This is a genomic window from uncultured Acetobacterium sp. (assembly GCF_927416815.1).
In the GTDB taxonomy this organism is placed as follows: Bacteria; Bacillota; Clostridia; order Eubacteriales; family Eubacteriaceae; genus Acetobacterium.
Genome location: NZ_CAKMJU010000026.1, coordinates 48543 through 68373 on the forward strand (window position 1 = coordinate 48543; position 19831 = coordinate 68373).

The window sequence follows — 19831 nt, forward strand, 5'->3', positions numbered from 1 at the left end:
AATGAATGGATGAACACGGCTAATTCGGGTATAACCATTATATCAAATTAATAAGGGGGTCAACCATGATTATGCTTGTCTTGAATTGTGGAAGTTCGTCGGTGAAATTTCAGGTTTGTCAGATGCCCGACTATCAGGTGCTGGTCAAAGGTTCAATCGCAAAGATCGGCTACGCCGATGCCGAATTCAAACTAAAAATCAAGGATCACATCCAAGTCCAGGAAACACTGCCGATAGCCGATCACGAGAGCGCTATCGATCTGATTCTTGCTACCTTAAAGTCGCGCGAAAAGTCCTTAGGTTTTGCCCTGACTGATCTCGCTGCCGTTGGCCATCGAGTCGTTCAGGGCGGTGAACAGTGTAATGAGTCGATTCAAATTACGCCCGCCATCATTGACTATATCGAAAGCATTAAGGAGCTGGCGCCGCTCCACAACCCCCATCATCTGTCTGGCATTTATGCCTGTCAAAAGCTGCTACCGGGCATTCCTCAGATCGCGGCCTTTGACAATGGCTTCCATATGACCCTGCCCCGCCATGCCTATTTGTATGCCCTGCCGCTGGAGCTTACCGAAAAGCATAAAATCCGCCGCTACGGCTTTCATGGCATCGCTTTTCGCAGCATGGTAGCTGAGGCTGAAAAATTACTGCCCCAGGATTACCAAGCCTATCGGATTGTCAATATGATGCTGGGTAGTGGTACCACCGCTAATGCTGTTTATTATGGCAAATCGATTGACGTCAGTACCGGCTTCACCCCTCAGGAAGGCCTGATCCAGTCGACCCGCGCTGGTGACATCGATGCCGCTGCCTTGCTTTATTTAATGAAAAAAGAGCAGCTCTCCCTGAGCCAAGCTGATACGCTGATCAATAAAAAGAGCGGCTGGCTGGGCTTATCAGGGATCGGCAATGACATGCGTGAAATTTATCAGGCCTCATTAGATGGCAATTCGCGCGCTAGCGATACCATCGCCGCCGTCTGTCACCGCTTTCGTAAATATATTGGCGCCTATGCAGCTGAAATGGGCGGTCTCGATTTGTTGCTCTTTTCCGGCGGGGTCGGTGAAAATGCCTGGTATATCCGCGAAGCCGTCTGCACCGGACTTGAATTTATGGGCCTTGTCTTAGACCCTGAAAAAAACCGCAACCTGTCTGGCCAAGGGATGATCAGCACGGCCGATTCTGCAGTTCAAATTCTGGTCGTCAGTGCCAATGAAGAAAAGGTTATTGCCGCCGACACCTTTGCCATCCTGGATGGTCATGATCAATAAATCTAGTGGCTGCAATCCTTAACCGAGGCTCAAGCTTTTTTTGCTTCAATGGCTCTGAGCCGGTGTTCGGTGTGGACCATCCCGATATTGGTGGTCATCACGTTGCCAGTGGTGGCCGGGTAATCCATAAAGATCGCAATCGTGACCGCCAGCGCCAAGCCTTCGATCGGAATCCCCAGCAGGTTGAAGACAATCGTAAAGAGAAAGGCGCCCATTCCCGGCGAGGGCGGCACCGCCACCGAGAGAATCATACACAAGATCACCACCGGAATCATTTCTGGCAATGAAAAAGCGATGCCATAAATATTCCCGACAAAGACAGAAGTCAACAATAACAGCGGAATGATCCGCGGCTTATTAAAGAGCACCCCGACCGGGATTGAAAAATGAACCAAATAATCACGGATCTTCTGTTTTTTTAGGGCGGTCGCGGTATGGCTGGCAAAGGTAGCGCTGGAGCTGGCGGTCGATAAGGCAATCAGCAGGAATGGCGATACGGTTTTCAAATAAGTTAGCGGGCTGATTTTTTCATAAACAGCCAGGCTCAATAGCATCAACAGATCGATTAACCAAAAGGCGCCGAGAATCAACGCTATCAGTCGAAAGGCCCCCAGTAAAGCGGTGCCTTCACCAGAGATGATCATGTTCAGGATACTGATAAAGACGACTCCGGGCATCAGCGCGCAGACCGCATCGAGAATCGTTGAAAAGATCAGATTGGCTTCAGTAATCACCCGCGTGATCGACGGAAAGCGACCCTTTAAGGTCAACATCACAATCCCGCTGATAATCGCCAGAAAGATAATCTGCAGGGTATTGCCGTCGAGAAAGGGCTTAATAATATTGGTCGGGATAATCCCAAAGACCATCACGCCGATCTGATTCCACAGATCACTCTGGCCGCCTTGTATCGCCGCGCCTGATTCGCCCAGCAGAAAAAGCTGCGCGACGACCAGCGAAACTGCCGCCGCCACCAGGATAACTGCCATCGACCAGGTCAGCAGTAGCCGAAAGATCCGCTTCATCTGAGCCAGGTTATCCATATTGAAAATACTGCCGATCGCCGAGAAAAACAGCACTGGGATGACAATCGCGTTAAGAAAGCCAAAAAAGGTACTACTAATCGGAGTCAGTATAACACTGCCGAGCTGTTTGCCGAGCGCTGGTGCCAGTGCCTGAAAAAGCAGCCCGGTCATGATCGCCCCAACCAGGGCGATTGTGGTGGTCAGCGCCGGATTAAGTGGTTTTTGTTTGAGGGTGTAGGAGACATTGTTACAGCCCTTTTCATAAGAGTAGGTGACCGAAGACAAGCCAATTAAAATATTCTGACCGATCAGGCGGTAGTCGGCCTGCTCATCGTCTGAGGTTTCTGGCAAGGTCAATGGGTTCTCAGGATTGCCCCAGTAGTTCATCGTCAGGGTAATGGTTCTAAAGCGTTTCTGAATTGATAATTCAAAACTGGCATTGGCTTCCGCCTTTTCCGCCCAATAGACAATCGCTTCTTCGACAAAGAGCTGCGCTTTGATATTGTCGGACTTGGGACACTTGTATTTTTGGAGCAGCTCCGCAACAAAGCCATTGGCCTGATCGAGGCTGGATAATTGCAGTGGTAAGATTTTTTTTATTTCCATGGTTCCCCCTTATGCGTTGTAGCTTAAGACTGCGATTCTTAAAGAACCATCCGCTGACTGTTGACGGATTTGGAAAAAAGGATCTCAATAAAAGATCTCAATAAAAACTTGGCCAGCATCGGCTGGGGGCTTTCGCACAAATAACACAGGATAGTGCTACCCTGTGTTATTCGTCTTAATTGAGCAATTGTTATCATCAGAGGTAAATCCTAGTCTAAGCTTGTCTCTATTATACCACCTGATGCATGCGGCCGTCATCATAATTTAATTGCCAAACCACCCCATATTTATCGATAATTGAACTATAGGCCTTGCTCCAAAAGGTTTCCTGGAGTTCGACCTCCACGATACCCTGATCTTTTAATTTATTATAGAGCATTTCAATCTCATCAAGATCGTCACTGAAGATCACCAGGGTAATCTTGTTTTTTTGGACATCCCAAGGTTTGGGGGCGATATCTGAGAATAATACTCGGGTACCATCGGATTCAGACTCCGCCGGATGGGTTATCTGATCCGCGGTTGCTTTTTGCTGTTCTGGTATCATTTCACCAAACAAGTTGATTTCCGGATGGTCAGTACCGAAAACATCCGCATAAAATTCCATCGCTTCCGGACAATTTCCATTAAAACTAAGATAGGGTTGTATCTGCATCTCAACACTCCTTTTTGTTTCGCTACGAACACAAAGCTTTTGTGGCTCGCGCCGTTATTTCAATATGGATCAATTTTACAGAACCAAGACACTTTGATACATTATATAGCCTTGATTTTACAATTTAAACGGTTACGAGTAAAATTTTTACATATTTCTGTAAAATAAAATTGACCAAACGCGAATCTGCTGTTATTGTTATAAGGGTCTTAAAGGCAGTTTTATTTTTATTCATTCCTATCTGGTTGTAGACAACTTTTGCCTGAAATTAACAAGACTATTATAAATTGGGAGGTTTTTTGTGAGTATATTGTTCTTAATTATCGGGCTGGTACTATTAGTCAAGGGCGCTGATTATTTCGTGGAAGGTTCTTCCTCTATTGCCAAGCGTTTTAATATACCCAGTATGGTTATCGGCTTGACCCTGGTGGCCTTTGGCACCAGTGCTCCGGAACTGGCTGTCAGTGTTTCGGGATCACTGAATCAGGCCAATGGGATTGTTTTTGGGAACGTGGTCGGTTCCAATATTGTCAACATCCTCTTTATTCTGGGGATCTCGGCCTTTATCACCCCCATCAGTATCAAATCGAAAACAATCTTTAAAGAAATGCCCTTTGCGATCCTGACTACCATCGCATTAATGCTGATGGTCATGGATGGCCTGATCAACGGTGACCCGATCAGTGTGATCTCCCATTCCGAAGGTTGGATTCTACTGTTGTTATTTGCGATTTATCTGTATTCGATGGTCGAGATTTCGATTATGGGAAAAGAAGAATCAGCAGAAGAGATCCTTGTCCTGCCGATGCCCAAAAGTGTTATTTTTACCATTGGTGGCTTGCTAACAATTATTTTTGGAGCTAACCTGGTGGTTAACGGAGCCAGTGAGATCGCCGCTTTGTTTGGTTTATCGGAAACCTTGATTGGTTTAACCATCGTCGCCATTGGCACCTCGCTGCCAGAACTGATCACCTCGGTGGTGGCAGCGAAGAAGGGTGAAAATGATATTGCCGTCGGTAATATTGTTGGCTCCAATATTTTTAACGTCCTTTTTGTAATGGGTGTTTCCGCGGTAATCTATCCCGTTGATATTGCCATCGAAAACTATGCTGATCTGTGGATCTTGCTAGCTGCGATGTTGGTTGTCGTGCCGATGATGTATACCTCAAAAAAAATCAGTCGCTGGGAAGGGGTCTTGATGATGCTCGGCTATGTCGCCTATACGGTCTTCATTATTACCCGGGCGGTGTCTTAAACTGATAAGAACTTAAAGACTGGTAAGTACCTAAATACAAATAGAACCTAAAATAAAAAAAGCGCCGGTTTATACCCGCGTTTTTTTATTTACTAAGAATCACTTGCTAAAAAATATTTGCTCTAAATCTATTTGCTATAAAAGCGATGCTCGACTTTCGTATTTGCCAATCAGCCCATCAATCGCCGCGACCGTCACTTCTTTGGGCAGCACATAGTCACTACCGGGCAAGCTTCTAAAAAAGTCATCAAAGGCTGCGACAATGTTGGCTTCTTTTAATTTAATCGTCTTAAAGACCTGGTTATGAGCATTTTTATAATGCAATATAAAATGAACGAGGGTTGCTTCGTTGATAAATTCAACCGCTGAATTGAGGACAATTTTTTCTTCATCGAAAGCATAGGTCTTGCGGTTATCGGCCTCAATATCGTCCCTGACTTGTTTTATCAGCATCAACCGCTCCGCCGCGCTAAAGGGTTCACAGATCTCCTCAGGGAAATACATATTACCATCTTCCATAAATGTTTCCAGATTTTTGAGCGAAAAGACATTGATCATGGCGCGGTTTTCCTGTTTAAAATAATCATAAAAGCGATTGGTGGCGGCCACTAGCGGTTCATAGAAGGGTAAATCCTTGCGTACCTTGTCGGCGACCATCTGATGGCTAGCATAGTAGGCAAAACAAGGCAAGGGTTCAACCACCTGACGGATGCGATAGGTATTATCAAGCGAATAGATCGCAAATAGGTCGCGGCTTTCTTCAATAAAGGGCTCGGTCTGTTGCAGGATCGTCACAAATCCCTGTTGGTAAAAATGATAAAGGTCGGGATCATGATAGCGGACCGCGCGGCTGAAATCGCGGGAAATCGTCACGACATCTTCCGATGTCAGGATAAAATATGGAAACAGCACATTGATTTCCTGGTTATCAGCGGGTGACTGATAATAGTAATTGGAGTGATAGGTAACATTATCGAGCAAGCTCAGGCCAATCAGTGTTTTGAGCGCCCCCAGACCAGGATCGGCTGCAGTTTGGTCGCCGGTTTCAGGAAAACTTTGAACATCCTGTAAGCTCAGGTGCTTCCGATTTCCTAACATCTGCCCAAAAATATAATGGTAAACCTGTTCAAAATGGCTGGGAATAGCCAGCTTTAAATGGGGCGAATCGTTAACAAACAGCTCCCGGTCGATACTGTTTTCGATCATCGCAAGGACTGGTCGCTGACCAGTGACAATCTCGATTTGCTCCTGGGAAAGGGTCGTCATGTTTTCCCGCGGCGCTTGCTTAATTTCCTTTGAAAAGGGAATCTGGTAAGTGGTCAGCTCATAAATAATCGCGATCAGCTCGATTATTTTTTGACGGTTATAATAAACTCGTTCACCTACCTGACTTATTTCTAGCAGCGTCTGAAGCTCTTCTGCTTCAACACTTGAAAGACGCAATGCTTTTAACAAATTGTCAAAGACTCTTTTGGTGGGCAGCCGCTCCCCGCTTTTAATCCGCTGCAGGGTGGTACGGTTTATTCTTCCCATCTCTGCTAGCGATTGAATCGTTTCGCCGCTCTCGTCAATCAGTTCTGATATTCTTTTACTAAATTGTGTCATGCTCAGCTCCTGTTCGGGTTTATTTAAACTTTTATCATACCTTGTAAAACTATCGGATACTTTTATTATAGCCCTGTTTGTCTTTAAAACAAGATGTGGCGTTTGGTGTGCCAATGTTTTTTTGTATTTTTATTTCTTAGCGCTTGACCATTGGTGATGCCAAATCCAGAATCAAAAAGAATCGCTTTATTCAGCTTAACTGAAAAAAACGATTATTTTTGAAATAATTCTATTTTATTCTAATGCAATTCAATTTTAATGCACATTTATCTTAATTCAATTCGATTGAGTCGATCTTAGTCCGACTTACGGCTCCAGGCTGATACTGGCGATGATTTCATTGGCCCAAGCGATCGACTCACGATAATCGTGATACAAATTATAGTTTTCGATTTTTAGCTCCTGGGAACGGTTCAGCGTCGTTGTCCAGTCACCTTTTTCATAGGCTTGGATTAATTCATAAATCGGATAAAGGGGACCACTGCCATTAAGCAGTGCTTCGGGAATCGAGGGCGGTAAGGAAATACCCGCCAAGGCCTCGGCCATCGATTGATCAAGAATACCGTCGAGGACACTAAACAAGCCCATCATCCCGGCGGCGTGCTGGAAATCATAAGACATCATCGCCCGTTTAGCGACAATTTGAGCAAAGCGACTACGGATCAGTGAGATTTTCATCAATTCGTCAGGCTTGTCCTTGCCAAGATCCTGGAGCATTAATATTGTCAGCCACCGTTCAATTTCGTTAAGCCCCATATAGGTCAGGGCATAGCGGATCGAACTGACGAGGTCGTGATTAGAGCGGACACTGGCCATCCGCATGACCCGATAAGTCAGGGTGACATCCTGCCCGATCTGATCGGCGAGGGTCTCATAGGAGGGATCTTCTTTTTTAAGCTCAGCAATCAGTCGGAAATATTGCAGCTTAGTCGGCGACTTGCTGACCGAATGGCCGGCAATAATAGGCTTGCTAAAAAAGCAACCCTGAAACAGGGTAAAACCCATTAGGCTAGCCTGCTTAAATTCATCCTGGGTTTCAACCTTTTCGGCCAACAGGGTTTTTCCCTGCGCCAGCGCCAAAGCGACATCGGTCGTAATCGTTCCCAATGGTGTCGTCATCAGGTCATACTTGATAATATCGGCATAGGGGCTGAGCGGATAACTCTGGTAGGCTTCTTCAAAATCATCCAGGGCAATCTGATAGCCCTTTTCCTTGATTGCTTTAAGGCGCTCAATTAAGCCTTCATCAATCCGAATTTTTTCGAGCATTTCGACGACCATCCGATCGGGCTTGATCAGCTCCAGGGCATTGGAATGGATGAACAATTCGTCAAAATTAATAAAGGCCAGCTTGTCTTCAACGATATTTTCAATCCCCGATTCGTAGAGGCCGGTGATAACTCCCGCCGTTGCCCCCTGCGATGATACCCCACCAAATTGAGTAGACTGATTATTGAGCCGAAATAAAAGCTCATAGCCATAGACTTCAAGCTCAGCGTTAAAAATTGGTTGTCTCGCAATAAACATGATCCTCCTTTTGAAGCGTCGGTTGCGCTTCACCGCTCAAAATTGATCATACTTTTGAGCTAATTCATAATAATTATATTTTAGCACAAGCGATGCAAATTAACAAGTAACTCGAATCGTTGTAATTGAAATAAGAGAACCGGTGCTGCCAGCAAAAGCCAGCCCAGCTACGACTTGCGGCTTTATTTGGCCGGCTTTCCATTGCTAAATTTTCCTCTAAAAACAAGTCGGCCATTGCGATCATAGGAACGGCCTTCACCATGCCAGACGCCATTGACAAATTCGCCCTCATATTTGAGCTGGCCATTATCGTAATACTCTTTGCAATACCCGGTCGGTACCGATGGATCTTTGATCTTTTCCTGATTACTGGGGAGCCGGGCAAAGTTGCCTTCGCATTTAAGTTTGCCATTTTTATCAAAGATCCGCCCCTGACCGGAAGCGTAACCATTGGCAAAATTACCAATATATTTGAGCTTGCCGTTTTCCTCATAGAGCTTTCCCTGACCGGAGGCCAACCCATTAACAAAGGAGCCTTCGTATTTGAGCGTCCCGTTTTCGTAATACTCCTTGCCTGTTCCGACCTGGAGGGCATTTACAAATACCCCTTCCGAGGCCAGTCGGTTATTGACAAAGCGTTGTCCAAAAAAACGGCTACCGAGATAATAACCCATGATATAACCGTCCTTGCAGGGAATTTTTATCAGCGGTTGCTGACTGCTGCCGCTGCTGTTATGTGATGACCGCAGATAGAGCCAGATGCCAACGCCAACGATGAACACCAGGATAAGAAAAATAATGCCGCCCATAGCTACCTCGCTTTATGATTTGATACCTTTATTATAAACCTTTTTGCCTTAATCCGACCCGTTTTTCTGTTAAATTAAGCTAGCCTCTGTCAGGTTTATCCGGTAACCGCGGCAAATTCGTATTCCTGAATCATCGCATCCATTTCTGCCAGTGTTTTTTCGGTCGGCAGAACGTAATCACTGTCCGGCAGATTGCAAAAAAAATCTTTAAATGCCGCAATGATCCCGGGTTCGCGAAGCTCAACGGTTTTATAAACCACCCGACCATCAATTTTATAATGCAGAATCAGTCGTAAGCAGCAGTCGCTTTCATAGATGAATTCTACCGCTGAATTTAAAAAAAGCTTGTCATCATCAAGGGCAAAAAGAAGCCGTCGCTGATGAAAAAGATCATCTCGCACCTGTCTTAAGGTCGTCAACCGCTCAGTCGGGGTCAAGCGGTGATAAATTTCTTCTGGAAAGACGAGACTACCATCTTCCATAAACTGGCGGAGGTTTTTAAGGGAGAAAATATTAAGCATCCCATGGCTGACCTGCCTGAAATAGTTGTAATAGCGATCCGTCGCCTCCAGCAAGACCTCATAACAGGGAAATTCTTTGTTCAGTTTGCGTTCTAACATTTGCCGATCGGTATAATACGCAAAACAGGGTAACGGTTCAACGACGATCTCAACCTTGAAGTTACGATCTAAATCAAAAACCCGAAAGAGGTCATTGCTCTCTAGAATAAAAGGCTTTGTCATCGCGATCATTTCTTGAAAACTATCAACATATAAGGACATAAAGCTTGGGTCGTGATATCGAATCGCCTGGTTTAAATCCCTGGAAATGGTGATCAAAGCCGCGGAGGTTAGGATAAAATACGGGAACAAGGCGCTGATTTCCTGGACTGCGGCGATTTTATCGGTTTCGATGATACAACAATGGGACAGATAATTGACATTGTCCAGCAGTGTCAGCGCAATCAGGTGTTTTAGTGCACCTACCATCGGATCAGCGGCAGTCTCGTTGACTTCGCGACGCAGCGTCAGGACATCTTTAAGATCTAGTCTTTTTGTATTTCCCAGCATCTGTAAAAAAAGATAATCATAAACCGCCTGAAAGCTATAGGGAATCGCCAGCTTTACAGCCGGCTCGGCTTGCCCAGCCAGCTCCCCGTCAAGACTTTGTTCAATCAGGCTTAGCACCTGTTTTTGTCCAGATACAATCTTCATCGAATCGGTAAGCTGCTGTGAAGCTTGCCCATATTTCTTTTTCTGCAGTTCCTTAGAAAAGGGGATCTGATGCTCGGTTAATTCAGAAATAGCCTCGATCAGTTCAATGATCTTTTTGCGGTTGCGATATCTGCCTTCGCCCACTTGCGCGATTTCTAGTAGGGTTTCTAGTTCTGCTTCTTCAACTGCCGATAGCCGCAGTGCTCTGGTCATTTTCTTAAAAAAAGCCCGGGTGGGTAGCCGTTCCCCGGATTTAACTCGTTGCAGGGTGGTGCGGTTGATGTTTGCCTTTTCAGCTAAAGACTGCGTGGTTTCACCGCTTTCTTCAATATATTCGGCGATTTTTTTACTCAGTAATGACATAATCCCTCCTCTGTTTCGATGTTGCCTGTTCCGACTTTATTATATTTGCTAAAAGATTTATTTTCAATTATTTCTTTCATTATTCATATTAACTGAGCTAATCATAATCTTTTTATTAACCACTTACAAGTGTAATTTTTTGTGATTTTCTATAAACTAGTGGTTTTGTTCAAATCAATTTAAAATTTTTCAACATTCATAATTTATTCAGCATTTTTTTCCTGTCTTTTTTTTAAACCCCTTTACAGTGCCAGATTCTTGTATTTTATTTATCTATTTTTTGACTTTTTTTTAACAATAACACTAGCAATTTATCTGGCTAAATGATATAATAATAACGCTTTCGAACTGCTTTAGGATTCATTCGTGATTGCAAAGCTGCTGGCGCTTTTTTGTCATTGGCTGCAAAGCGCTAACTTGCTTTGCAAACTCCGGCTTTAAACCCAGCTCGTGTGACAATTCTTAAGGATTGGAGCTGCACTTAGAGCCGACCACCAAAGTAGTTGCCCCGAAAACAAAATAGAAAGAGGTTTATTTATGGAAGAAAATCAACAATCCCTGATCGACAATACTGAGATTCCGATCACCGAGCCGACTCTTGGTAATCAGCGGCGTATCATCAAAAAACACCTGTCCACCAAGGTGCTAGGCTTTACCCTGAGCATCCTGGCGGTTGCCGTTATCGCCCTTGGCATTATCTCCTATAGCATCGGCTCATCAGCCATTATAGAACAAGCCAATGCCGATGCCGAGAAGTATACGACTGAAGGCGCTGCCCATGTGGCGGCGATCATCGCCGGTAATCTGGAAACCCTCAGTCAGGTGACCCTGCGCCAGGGGATCGCCTCGATGGACTATCCCACCCAGGTCGCGGCTTTAGCTGCTGATGTCGAAAAGCTTGGTTACGAGGATATCGCCGTTATGGATCTAAATGGTCATGCCAAATATCTAGCCGGCGGTGGCGAATTTGACGCTGCCGGTCAATTCTGGTATGAGAATGGGTTCAAGGGCGAGACCGCCATTTCTGACGTCGCCGTCTGCAAGGTCACCCTAAAGCCGGTCGTCTTTGATGTCGCTCCGATAAAAAGTAATGGTCAGGTCGTTGGCTTACTGGTCGGCCGCCGTGATCCAACCTTTTTAAAGGACATTACCAATGCCATGGGTGATGGCGTCCGTCAGTATGGCCTGGTTATATGTGCCAATGGCGATTTAATGGCCCATCCCAATGACGCGGTAGTCGAGGAACAAGCCAATATCTTTACCGACATAGACGAAAACGGCGCATGGAAAGATTTTGGCCTGGCGATTCAAGAGCTGGGTGTCGGACAAACCGGACGGATTACCTATCTTTATGATGGCGAAAGCAAGATCGGTGCCACCGCCCCGATTCCCGGTACCGATTGGACACTGGTCATCACCCAGTTTGAAAGTGATGTGCTAGCTCCAATGACCAACTTGCGCAATATTACGATGCTGGTCTCGCTGATGGCGCTGTTACTGGGCGGCGCCGCGGCCTATTATCTGGCTAAAAAGATCAGCAAACCGATTGTTGATTTAACTGCCCTGGCCGATCAGATGGCACTCGGTGATGTCGATCTGACGATTAGCGCATCGAGTGAGGACGAAATCGGCGCGCTGATGGATTCCTTTGCTACAATCATCAAAAATCGCAAAGACCAGGCTGATGCCGCCCAACGTTTATCGCAGGGTGATTTCGACGTTGAGATCATTCCCCAGTCCAACAAGGATGTGCTGGCCTACTCGCTGATTGAGATGGTTGCGGAAATGAGCAAGGTCAACCAAGGGATTAAAAAAATCGGCACGGCTGCCCAGGATGGTCAGCTTAACTACCGTGGCAACACCACCGAGTATAGCGGAGCCTATAAGGACATGATCATCAGTCTCAACAACATGGTCAATACCTTTGTCAAACCCCTTAAAGTCGCTACTAAGGCGATTGAGCGCATTGGCAACGGGGTCATCCCACCACCAATTACAACCGAATACAAGGGTGATTTCAACGACCTGAAAAATAGCATCAACGCCTGTATCGACGGCTTGGGTGCCCTGACCGAAGGGAAAGAGGTGCTGGCACTGCTTAGCGCCAACGATCTGTCGCAAAATTTTGAAGGCAACTATACCGGTATTTATGCCGAAATTGGCGAATCGATCAATGGCGTACATGACCAGCTGACCCGAATCATCGAAATCACCACCAATATTGCCGCTGGTAACCTTTGTGATCTTGACGCCTTAAAGGAAATTGGCCAACGCAGCGCCAATGACACCTTGGTGCCAAGCCTGATTTCAATGATCGAAAGCATTGCCCTGCTGGTAACCGAAACCCAAACGATGACCCGGATTGCCGTCGAGGGGGATCTGACCAATCGTGGTGATGTCACCAAATTCCAGGGCGAATACGCCAAGGTGGTCGAAGGCTTCAATCAGACCCTCGATGTCGTTATCGAACCGATCAACGCCGCCTCGGCTACTCTGAAAGAACTGTCTCAGGGTAACCTCCATATCGAAATGCACGGCGATTTCAAAGGCCAGCATGGTCAAATCAAAAACGATATGAACCAGACCATTGCCTTCTTGAAAGAATATGTCAAAGAAATTACCCATACCTTAGAAGAAATCGGTCGCGGCAATCTCAATCAGGAAATTACCACCACCTATTTAGGCGACTTCCAGGCCATTAAATTGGCGCTTAACAGCATTACTGGCAGCTTAAGCGGTACCCTATCGGATATTAACACCGCCGCCCTACAAGTCGAAAGTGGTTCCCGTCAGATTTCCGATGGTGGTCAGGCGTTAGCTCAGGGCGCCACTGAACAAGCCAGTGCGATTCAGCAACTAACCGCCTCAATCGATGAGGTCGCCCAGGAAACTAAACAAAATGCGATGCGTGCCAATGAAGCCAACCAACGCTCGATTGAAGTTCGCAACAACGCCGAAATCGGCAATGTCCGGATGAATAACATGGTTACTGCGATGGTTGACATTAATAGCTCATCACAAAATATTTCAAAAATCATCAAAGTGATTGATGACATTGCTTTCCAGACCAATATTCTGGCGCTCAATGCGGCCGTCGAAGCCGCCCGCGCCGGCCAACATGGCAAGGGCTTTGCGGTCGTCGCCGAAGAAGTCCGAACGCTGGCCGCTCGCTCTGCTGAAGCCGCCAAAGAAACCACCGGACTGATCGAAGGCTCGATTGACAAGGTCGTAGTTGGTACAAAAATTGCCGATGAAACCGCCGAAAGCCTGACCCAGATCCTTTCTGATATCGAGAAAGTCACGTCACTAGTCGGTAATATCGCCCAAGCTTCCAACGATCAGGCCTCAGAGATCGCTCAGATTACCCAGGGTATTGAGCAGGTTTCCCACGTCGTTCAAACCAACTCGGCCACTGCTGAGGAAAGCGCTGCCGCCAGCGAGGAACTCTCCGGTCAAGCCGAAATGCTTAAACAAATGGTCGGCAGCTTTGCCTTAAAGGATCAGTACAACGGCAATCGTGTCGCCCCACCGATCGTAAAACATCACATACCCGACGCGCCGATCCCTAAAGAGCCTGAAATCCGGCTCGATGACTGGGATCTCGACAACGATAAGTATTAAAAGAAAATCAATATCAATTTAACACGAATTAACACGAAAACCCCCATCCGGTACGCCGGCTTGGGGGTTTTGTTATTTATTGAGTAGGCTGTTCTTATTTTTTTGCTTTCTTTCGGATTTTTGGGCATACATCCGCTGGTCGGCCTGGTGGAAGATTTCTTCCCAAGTCCAGGGCTTATCGCCAGGTGCTTTGCCTTCATCGCCGTGGTAGTAGCCGACCGAAAGACCCAGCTTTAAGACGGGTTCAGCAATGCTGTCATTATGTTTTGCAATAATCGTCGCAAGCCGCTGTTTTAGGGTTTCGGTGGTATTGATATCACAGTCATAGACAATGATATAAAACTCATCACCGCCCACTCTGGCCACCAGATCGGTTTCTCGAAAGGCTTTTTTGAGTGCCCGGCCGGCCGCGATGATCAACTCATCCCCCCAAGCATGGCCATAATCGTCGTTAACCCGCTTAAGACCGTCGATGTCACACACAAAGGCGCAGACATTGGCGGGGATTGGCTGCTTGTTTATCTCCTGATTAAAATAATTGCGGTTATACAGACCGGTCAGCGAATCATGATAACTGATATAGGCAACCTCATCGCGGGATCGTTCGAGCAGCTCATACTGTACCGAATTAGAAATGGCCAAAGCGCTAACCCTGGCAATACTCAGGGCAAAGTTGGCATAGTCATTAATTTTCTCTGGTTTTTGAAAGTCTCCAATTTCCAGGGCGCCAAAGATTTCGCCATAGCGGATCAGCTTGACCACCAGATAATGACTGCTTTGATCGATTTTAAATTCGTCATCAGGGTCTAGAAATTCGTCGCTGAGATAGGTTTCAAAATAATCGTCATCACCGCGCTCTAGAAAGCGCACCCGTCCGGCACCAAAAATAAAATGAAAGAGCTCTTTAATTTTAGCAATGATATCGCGCTTTTTTGTAAAGCCGGTGATTTCCTCGATGATATGCAGGACTGCCGCATATTCGGCGCCCTGTTTCTTAAGATCTTCGAGCAGCTGCTTTTCCTCTTTTAGCCCTTCGCGAGTCTGGCGCCAATCATTGATCAGTCTGCCCAGATAAAGCGACAACCCCTCTGTGCCGACATAGATCATCCGATAGGGCAGATTGATATAATCGGCAAAAGCGGCCAGCTTTGTCTCAATGGTCGGATCATTGCCGGTATCGAGCAGCACCAGCTCAGAGCAGGACTCGGCGTAGAACTGGCGCGCTGTTTTTTGGTCAAAGCCCCCTTCAAACAGCCATTTTTCCCAACGATGAAGCCAGCCGCCAGTGAGAATATAGCCGCCTTTTACGATGATGTAATCAATAAATTTTTCATTGAGATAATCGTGAAAACAATGATCCCCCTCATAAATGACGGTTAAATCATCGTCCTGAGATACCATTTTTGCGACCCCACAGTCACGGCTGGTGATGATCATCTTGTTGCCCTGATCCGTAGAAATTTGCTGTGCCACCGCCTGCTTCTTTTTACGGTCACTACAGATGCAGGCAAACGGCACCACGGTGACAAAACCATAGTCGTTTTTCTCAATAATCTGGCGATAATCCCAGGCGAAATTTTCACAAACATAGAGATTAAGATGCATCCTGATCCACTCCTATCGATTTGAGGGGATACTGTCCCCACTCTGCTACGGTGTCGGCAATGTTTACTAAAACCTCCGGCGGTACCTGATAAGGAATTTCCCCATGTGAGTCGGAAATCAGAAAGCCGCCCCCGGCTGCCGCTTGACTGATCAGCGTTTTGACGGTTGACTGGGCTTTTTCAGGGCTCCAGTTGACCATTTCGATTGCATTGAGGTTCCCGACCAAGGCAATCTTATGGCTGGCGCGCGCCTTTAAGCAGGTGACATCATCACACTGACCAAAGCCCAAAATAGCGGTTTTGCTGGCGATAATCTCATCCAGCACCGGCAGCGTTATCCCCGAGGCCAGATGAGTGGCGGTCGGCCCCTTGATCTTTGCCAGCGTCTGGCAATCAAGCGGATAAGCGATTTTCAAATAGGTATCTTTCTCAATCATCGTCGGTGAAGCCAGCGGATTAAAATAACAGATCGCCGTCGCTCCGGCAGCCAGCTGGGCATTGGCCCATTTAACACAAAAGGCACTATTAAGCGCCATCAGCTGGGCAAACAGCTCAGGTCTGAAATAAATCAGTTCGAGGTATTTTTCAAAACCCAACTGCATCACCGGCAAGGAAAAGGGCGCCACCACCACCCCGATAATCGGGATGCTGTCGCCAGCCGCCTGTTTAAGGCCGCGGGTTACCGCAAGAATCCGCTGCAGACCCGGGCTACTGCCAATATCCGGCAGATTCAGGCTGGGAATCAGATCAAGGCTCCCAATCAGCGGTTCCCCGGCGTTGGGCGGACCATCATCGGTAAAGACTACCTCACCGCCAAAGGCCTCGGTTTCTATCGCCCCATAAGCAAAGCTATAGAGGCAGTCGCTGCGGTATTTTTTTTGCAACATCAGTTGGGTTTTTACAACCAGCTCCGGATCCATAAAATAGTCTTTAATTGACATTTCCAGTTCTCGGGCGCCATAAAGCGAGAATAACAGTAGCAGCGGTACCCGATCTGGTTCCTGATGGGATAAGGCGGTTAAGACCCGCTCCATTGATGTCATTTCAGTTTTCATTGTGTCGCCACCAGCCTTTCAATCATCGGAATCACGGCCGTGCCATTTTTGCCATCGGCATCGGCGCCAACCTGTAGCCACAGGCTACTATCCAAGCGAAACGGAGCCCCGCCGACAATCAGCCAAGTTTTTATTTTGCGGTGATCAAATTGTTGGCGTATTTCTTTAACCTTCAGGGCTGATGGTAGCATCAGGGTCGAGACCAGTAACACATCGATGCGGTAGGCCATCGTTTTATCGACGATTTCCTCGACTGAAAGACCATCCCCAAAATCAAAGATCTCAAAGCCTTCCGCCTGCACCACAGCCTTAACAATCCGCTTACCCAGAGCGTGATGATCAATCAGCACACCGATGCCGATTTTAGGGCTGTTTTTGCGGTCACGGCGAAATTCCGGCAGCATCCGGGTGATGATCTCCTCGCAGATTACCCCGCTCATATAAATCTGCGACAAGGAATAATCACCGATTTCCCAGCCTTCCCCAATGATATTTAGGGTTTCGGAGATGATCTGCTCGACTGCCTCAAAAGACTGTTGCTGTTGAGCCGCATCGCGTAACACCTTTTCGGAACCGATCCGATCCATCGCCAACAAGGCGTCTAAAAAAAGCTGTCTGTGATTGTTTTTCTGTTCCATCTGCTTACCAACTTTCGTAATTCTTTTATTCGTTCCCTAGTAATTCGATCTTGTTATCACGTCGGCTACTGGCTATTATTATGCCGCCTATTAGAATGCCATCTATTAGCATCTTTAATTGTACTTATTCTACCCTATTCTTAAGCCGTTAATCAAGGACAGTTTTGTTACGCGTCCCGCCATCATATTTTTCTTTTTTTGCACCTATCTAAAAAATGATACACCTACTGATGCCAAATTGCGATTATTTAGAATGACTCTTGATTTCTTCTTCGATCAGCGTTATAATCTAGAAATAACCCTAAATTTCACTTTTCTCGAGGAGGATTTAATATGGCAATCGTATGGACTCAGGATTTATCAGTCGGTGTTAAAAGCATTGACGGACAACATCAACAATTATTCACCATGGCAAATGATCTTTTTGAAGCCGGTAAAACCGGTAAGTCAAAAGAAAAAATTGGTGATTTGCTAAATTTTTTGGACGCTTATACCAGGCAGCATTTCCGCGATGAAGAAAGCTATATGGCCAGCATCAAGTATCCCGATCTGGCTGAGCAGCAGACCGCCCACAAGAATTTTGTGGCCGAACTGACTAAGCTAAAAGCCGCCTATGATACATCAGGAGGGAATATTTCAGTGATCATCAATGCCAACCAAATGGTCGTTGAATGGCTGACCAAACATATTTCTGGGATGGATAAAAAAATCGGCGCCTACGCCAAAACATTGGCCTAAAAAAACCCCCACCACTGACACCGTGTCAGCGTTGGGGGTTTTTGCCTGATATTTTACAAGCTGAAAGGCAAAATTAGCTGTGCAGTTAAGATCCACTGTACCGCCCCATCTAACTTCAAGTCGATACTCTCGAATACCACGAAATACTTGTACTGCGGTCACTCTGCTGAGACAGACATGGTTAAAAATTGATAATCAATATTTTTTCTAAAAATGATTGAAAGCTGCTAAAAAGTAATGTTACAATGTGTGCATATCGTCTTTGTTTGCCTAAAATAGTCCCTTTGACGCCAACAATAAATACTGCCCATCAAATTAACACCTTAAATATAGTAAAGAACCCCCTTGTCATGTTATGATGAACTTTTACAAAACCAGATTTTGCTTCAACGTCCGATGTTTTTACAAACGTTTTCTGGAGGTAGATATGAAAGTCAAAATAAAGGTCATGATGCTACTTGGACTTACTTGTGCGATACTATGTTTAAGTATCACTGATAACAGCTTTTCGAGCTATGCGATCGAACCGCAAAAGCTTGTCTACAAAAGTGCCACCGAATATGATTATCCGCCCTTCTCCGTGGTAACCGATGGCCAGGCCGATGGTTTTTCAGTTGAGCTGTTACAGGCGGTCGCCAATGAGATGGGGCTAGAGATTGAGTTCAAGGTCGATCATTGGTCGACGATCAAACAAGAACTTGAAGATGGCAGCTTAGATGTCTTGCCACTGGTTGGTTACTCCGAAGAACGCGATCAGTATTTTGATTTTACGGCCCCCTATATTGTCATGCGCGGCAATATTTTTGTCCGACAGGATGATCCGAAAATCAAATCGGAAGCGGATTTGTTTGGCAAAGAAATTATCGTCATGAAAGGCGATAATGCTCAAGACTATGCCTAAAGCATGAATTTTACTGACGAACTGATTCTTGTGGATACCTATGCCGAGGCCTTTCAATTACTGATTTCAGGTTCTCATGATGCGGTTCTTGCGCAAAGCTTAGTTGGTCAAAAGTTAATTAATGACTTAAAAATAAAAAATATTGAAGCCGTTACCCGCCTGTCTGACGATGGTGTTGACAGGGTCAAGGTTTCCCTTAGTGGCTTTGAACAAAAATTCTGTTTTGCCGTCAATGAAGGTGATAAGGAGCTATTAGCCTTACTCAATGAAGGTCTCGCGATTGTCTCAGAAAACGGTACCTATGAGGCACTTTATCGCAAATGGTTCCCCTTTCTGGTCGATACGAAACCAGATTATCGACAAATTGCCATCTATTTTTTTGGCGCCCTGCTTGCTGCAATTGTTGCTTTGTTGTTATTTTCTTTTATCATGATTCGTAAAGAAGTCAAACGGCAAACAGCAAAATTGCAGAACAATCTCTACCGCAATACCATTATGTTTAACGTTATGAATCAAGAGTATAGTTCGGTCACCGATCGACTCGATTATGTCCTGAATGAAATGATCGCAGTGACCGGCAGTGAATTTGGTTATATCTATTTGTTCGACGAAGCAACAAACCAACTCACGCTCAATTCATGGTCAAAGGGTGTGATGGCAGCCTGTCTGGTGGCCGAGAAAAAGACTCTTTATCAATTAGATGGCGTCGGTATTTGGGGTGAGGTCATCCGCCAGCGAAAGCCCATGATCATCAATGACTTCAACAAACCGAATCCGCTCAAGCAAGGCTATCCCCAGGGGCATGTTCAACTCTATAATTGGATGGCCGTTCCCGTTTTTGTCGATCATCACATCGTCGCCACCGTCGGGCTAGCGAATCGCCCTGTTGATTACGATGAAAATGATATCTACCAGGTTACGACACTGATGAGTGGCGTCTGGAA

13 protein-coding genes and 1 pseudogene are annotated in these 19831 nt (G+C 46.0%); 5 read left to right on the plus strand and 9 right to left on the minus strand.

The genetic code is table 11. The features are described from left to right. Positions 1-65 precede the first annotated feature (65 nt). Positions 66-1271 carry an acetate/propionate family kinase gene (locus tag QZ998_RS04370; RefSeq protein ID WP_296558336.1) on the plus strand — a complete coding sequence of 402 codons (1206 nt, stop codon included), beginning with the start codon at positions 66-68 and terminating at the stop codon, positions 1269-1271. Positions 1272-1300: 29 nt separating this feature from the next. Here QZ998_RS04370 and QZ998_RS04375 read toward each other — a convergent pair whose 3' ends face one another. Both QZ998_RS04375 and QZ998_RS04380 read right to left on the minus strand, forming a co-directional pair. Continuing rightward, positions 1301-2902 (minus strand): cation:dicarboxylase symporter family transporter, encoded by a 1602-nt coding sequence (locus QZ998_RS04375; protein ID WP_296558337.1) that lies wholly within the window; start codon positions 2900-2902, stop codon positions 1301-1303. A 229-nt stretch (positions 2903-3131) separates the two neighbouring features. After that, positions 3132-3557 carry a VOC family protein gene (locus QZ998_RS04380; protein WP_296558338.1) on the minus strand — a complete coding sequence of 142 codons (426 nt, stop codon included), beginning with the start codon at positions 3555-3557 and terminating at the stop codon, positions 3132-3134. 301 nt (positions 3558-3858) lie between these two features. On the opposite strand from QZ998_RS04380, the gene QZ998_RS04385 reads away from it, so the two are divergent. Continuing rightward, positions 3859-4812 (plus strand): calcium/sodium antiporter, encoded by a 954-nt coding sequence (locus QZ998_RS04385; RefSeq protein ID WP_296558340.1) that lies wholly within the window; start codon positions 3859-3861, stop codon positions 4810-4812. A 135-nt stretch (positions 4813-4947) separates the two neighbouring features. On the opposite strand, the gene QZ998_RS04390 is transcribed toward QZ998_RS04385, so the two are convergent. The 4 genes from QZ998_RS04390 to QZ998_RS04405 all read right to left on the minus strand — a co-directional run bounded on the left by QZ998_RS04390 (position 4948) and on the right by QZ998_RS04405 (position 10330). Continuing rightward, positions 4948-6417, minus strand: a complete 1470-nt coding sequence (locus tag QZ998_RS04390) for a helix-turn-helix transcriptional regulator (protein ID WP_296558342.1) — start codon at positions 6415-6417, stop codon at positions 4948-4950. Positions 6418-6723: 306 nt separating this feature from the next. Continuing rightward, complete coding sequence (locus QZ998_RS04395) at positions 6724-7944, minus strand: EAL domain-containing protein (RefSeq protein WP_296558344.1); 1221 nt, start codon at positions 7942-7944, stop codon at positions 6724-6726. A 182-nt stretch (positions 7945-8126) separates the two neighbouring features. After that, positions 8127-8753, minus strand: coding sequence for a toxin-antitoxin system YwqK family antitoxin (locus QZ998_RS04400; RefSeq protein WP_296558345.1), 627 nt, complete (start codon positions 8751-8753; stop codon positions 8127-8129). Between the two features lie 95 nt (positions 8754-8848). After that, entirely contained in the window at positions 8849-10330 is a 1482-nt protein-coding gene (locus QZ998_RS04405; RefSeq protein WP_296558346.1) for a helix-turn-helix transcriptional regulator, read from the minus strand. Between the two features lie 537 nt (positions 10331-10867). Here QZ998_RS04405 and QZ998_RS04410 point away from each other — a divergent pair. Continuing rightward, positions 10868-13951 (plus strand): methyl-accepting chemotaxis protein, encoded by a 3084-nt coding sequence (locus QZ998_RS04410; protein ID WP_296558347.1) that lies wholly within the window; start codon positions 10868-10870, stop codon positions 13949-13951. Between the two features lie 72 nt (positions 13952-14023). Here the strand turns inward: QZ998_RS04410 and QZ998_RS04415 are convergent, their stop codons facing one another. From QZ998_RS04415 to QZ998_RS04425, 3 genes are read right to left on the minus strand one after another with little or no spacing between them, the layout of a single operon-like run. Then, on the minus strand, positions 14024-15556 hold the full coding sequence (locus tag QZ998_RS04415) for a diguanylate cyclase (RefSeq protein ID WP_296558348.1): 1533 nt from the start codon (positions 15554-15556) through the stop codon (positions 14024-14026). Beyond that, positions 15546-16610: a uroporphyrinogen decarboxylase family protein gene (locus QZ998_RS04420; protein ID WP_296558349.1), complete on the minus strand. Its 1065-nt coding sequence runs from the start codon at positions 16608-16610 to the stop codon at positions 15546-15548. The genes QZ998_RS04415 and QZ998_RS04420 overlap by 11 nt, the downstream gene beginning before the upstream one ends. Then, positions 16607-17248, minus strand: coding sequence for a cobalamin-dependent protein (locus QZ998_RS04425; RefSeq protein WP_296558351.1), 642 nt, complete (start codon positions 17246-17248; stop codon positions 16607-16609). Before QZ998_RS04425 ends, QZ998_RS04420 begins: the two co-directional genes overlap by 4 nt. Positions 17249-17581: 333 nt before the next feature. Between QZ998_RS04425 and QZ998_RS04430 the strand changes: the two genes are divergently transcribed. Continuing rightward, positions 17582-17986, plus strand: coding sequence for a bacteriohemerythrin (locus QZ998_RS04430; protein ID WP_296558353.1), 405 nt, complete (start codon positions 17582-17584; stop codon positions 17984-17986). Between the two features lie 451 nt (positions 17987-18437). After that, positions 18438-19829: pseudogene (locus tag QZ998_RS16880) on the plus strand (transporter substrate-binding domain-containing protein); the annotation flags it as partial. Between the last annotated feature and the right edge of the window lie 2 nt (positions 19830-19831).

Coding starts and splice junctions, on each gene's coding strand:
- QZ998_RS04430 (WP_296558353.1), top strand. CDS start 17,582: ATGGCAATCGTATGGACTCAGGATTTATCAGTCGGTGTTAAAAGCATT.
- QZ998_RS04405 (WP_296558346.1), bottom strand. CDS start 10,330: ATGTCATTACTGAGTAAAAAAATCGCCGAATATATTGAAGAAAGCGGT.
- QZ998_RS04375 (WP_296558337.1), bottom strand. CDS start 2,902: ATGGAAATAAAAAAAATCTTACCACTGCAATTATCCAGCCTCGATCAG.
- QZ998_RS04425 (WP_296558351.1), bottom strand. CDS start 17,248: ATGGAACAGAAAAACAATCACAGACAGCTTTTTTTAGACGCCTTGTTG.
- QZ998_RS04370 (WP_296558336.1), top strand. CDS start 66: ATGATTATGCTTGTCTTGAATTGTGGAAGTTCGTCGGTGAAATTTCAG.
- QZ998_RS04420 (WP_296558349.1), bottom strand. CDS start 16,610: ATGAAAACTGAAATGACATCAATGGAGCGGGTCTTAACCGCCTTATCC.
- QZ998_RS04390 (WP_296558342.1), bottom strand. CDS start 6,417: ATGACACAATTTAGTAAAAGAATATCAGAACTGATTGACGAGAGCGGC.
- QZ998_RS04410 (WP_296558347.1), top strand. CDS start 10,868: ATGGAAGAAAATCAACAATCCCTGATCGACAATACTGAGATTCCGATC.
- QZ998_RS04380 (WP_296558338.1), bottom strand. CDS start 3,557: ATGCAGATACAACCCTATCTTAGTTTTAATGGAAATTGTCCGGAAGCG.
- QZ998_RS04415 (WP_296558348.1), bottom strand. CDS start 15,556: ATGCATCTTAATCTCTATGTTTGTGAAAATTTCGCCTGGGATTATCGC.
- QZ998_RS04395 (WP_296558344.1), bottom strand. CDS start 7,944: ATGTTTATTGCGAGACAACCAATTTTTAACGCTGAGCTTGAAGTCTAT.
- QZ998_RS04400 (WP_296558345.1), bottom strand. CDS start 8,753: ATGGGCGGCATTATTTTTCTTATCCTGGTGTTCATCGTTGGCGTTGGC.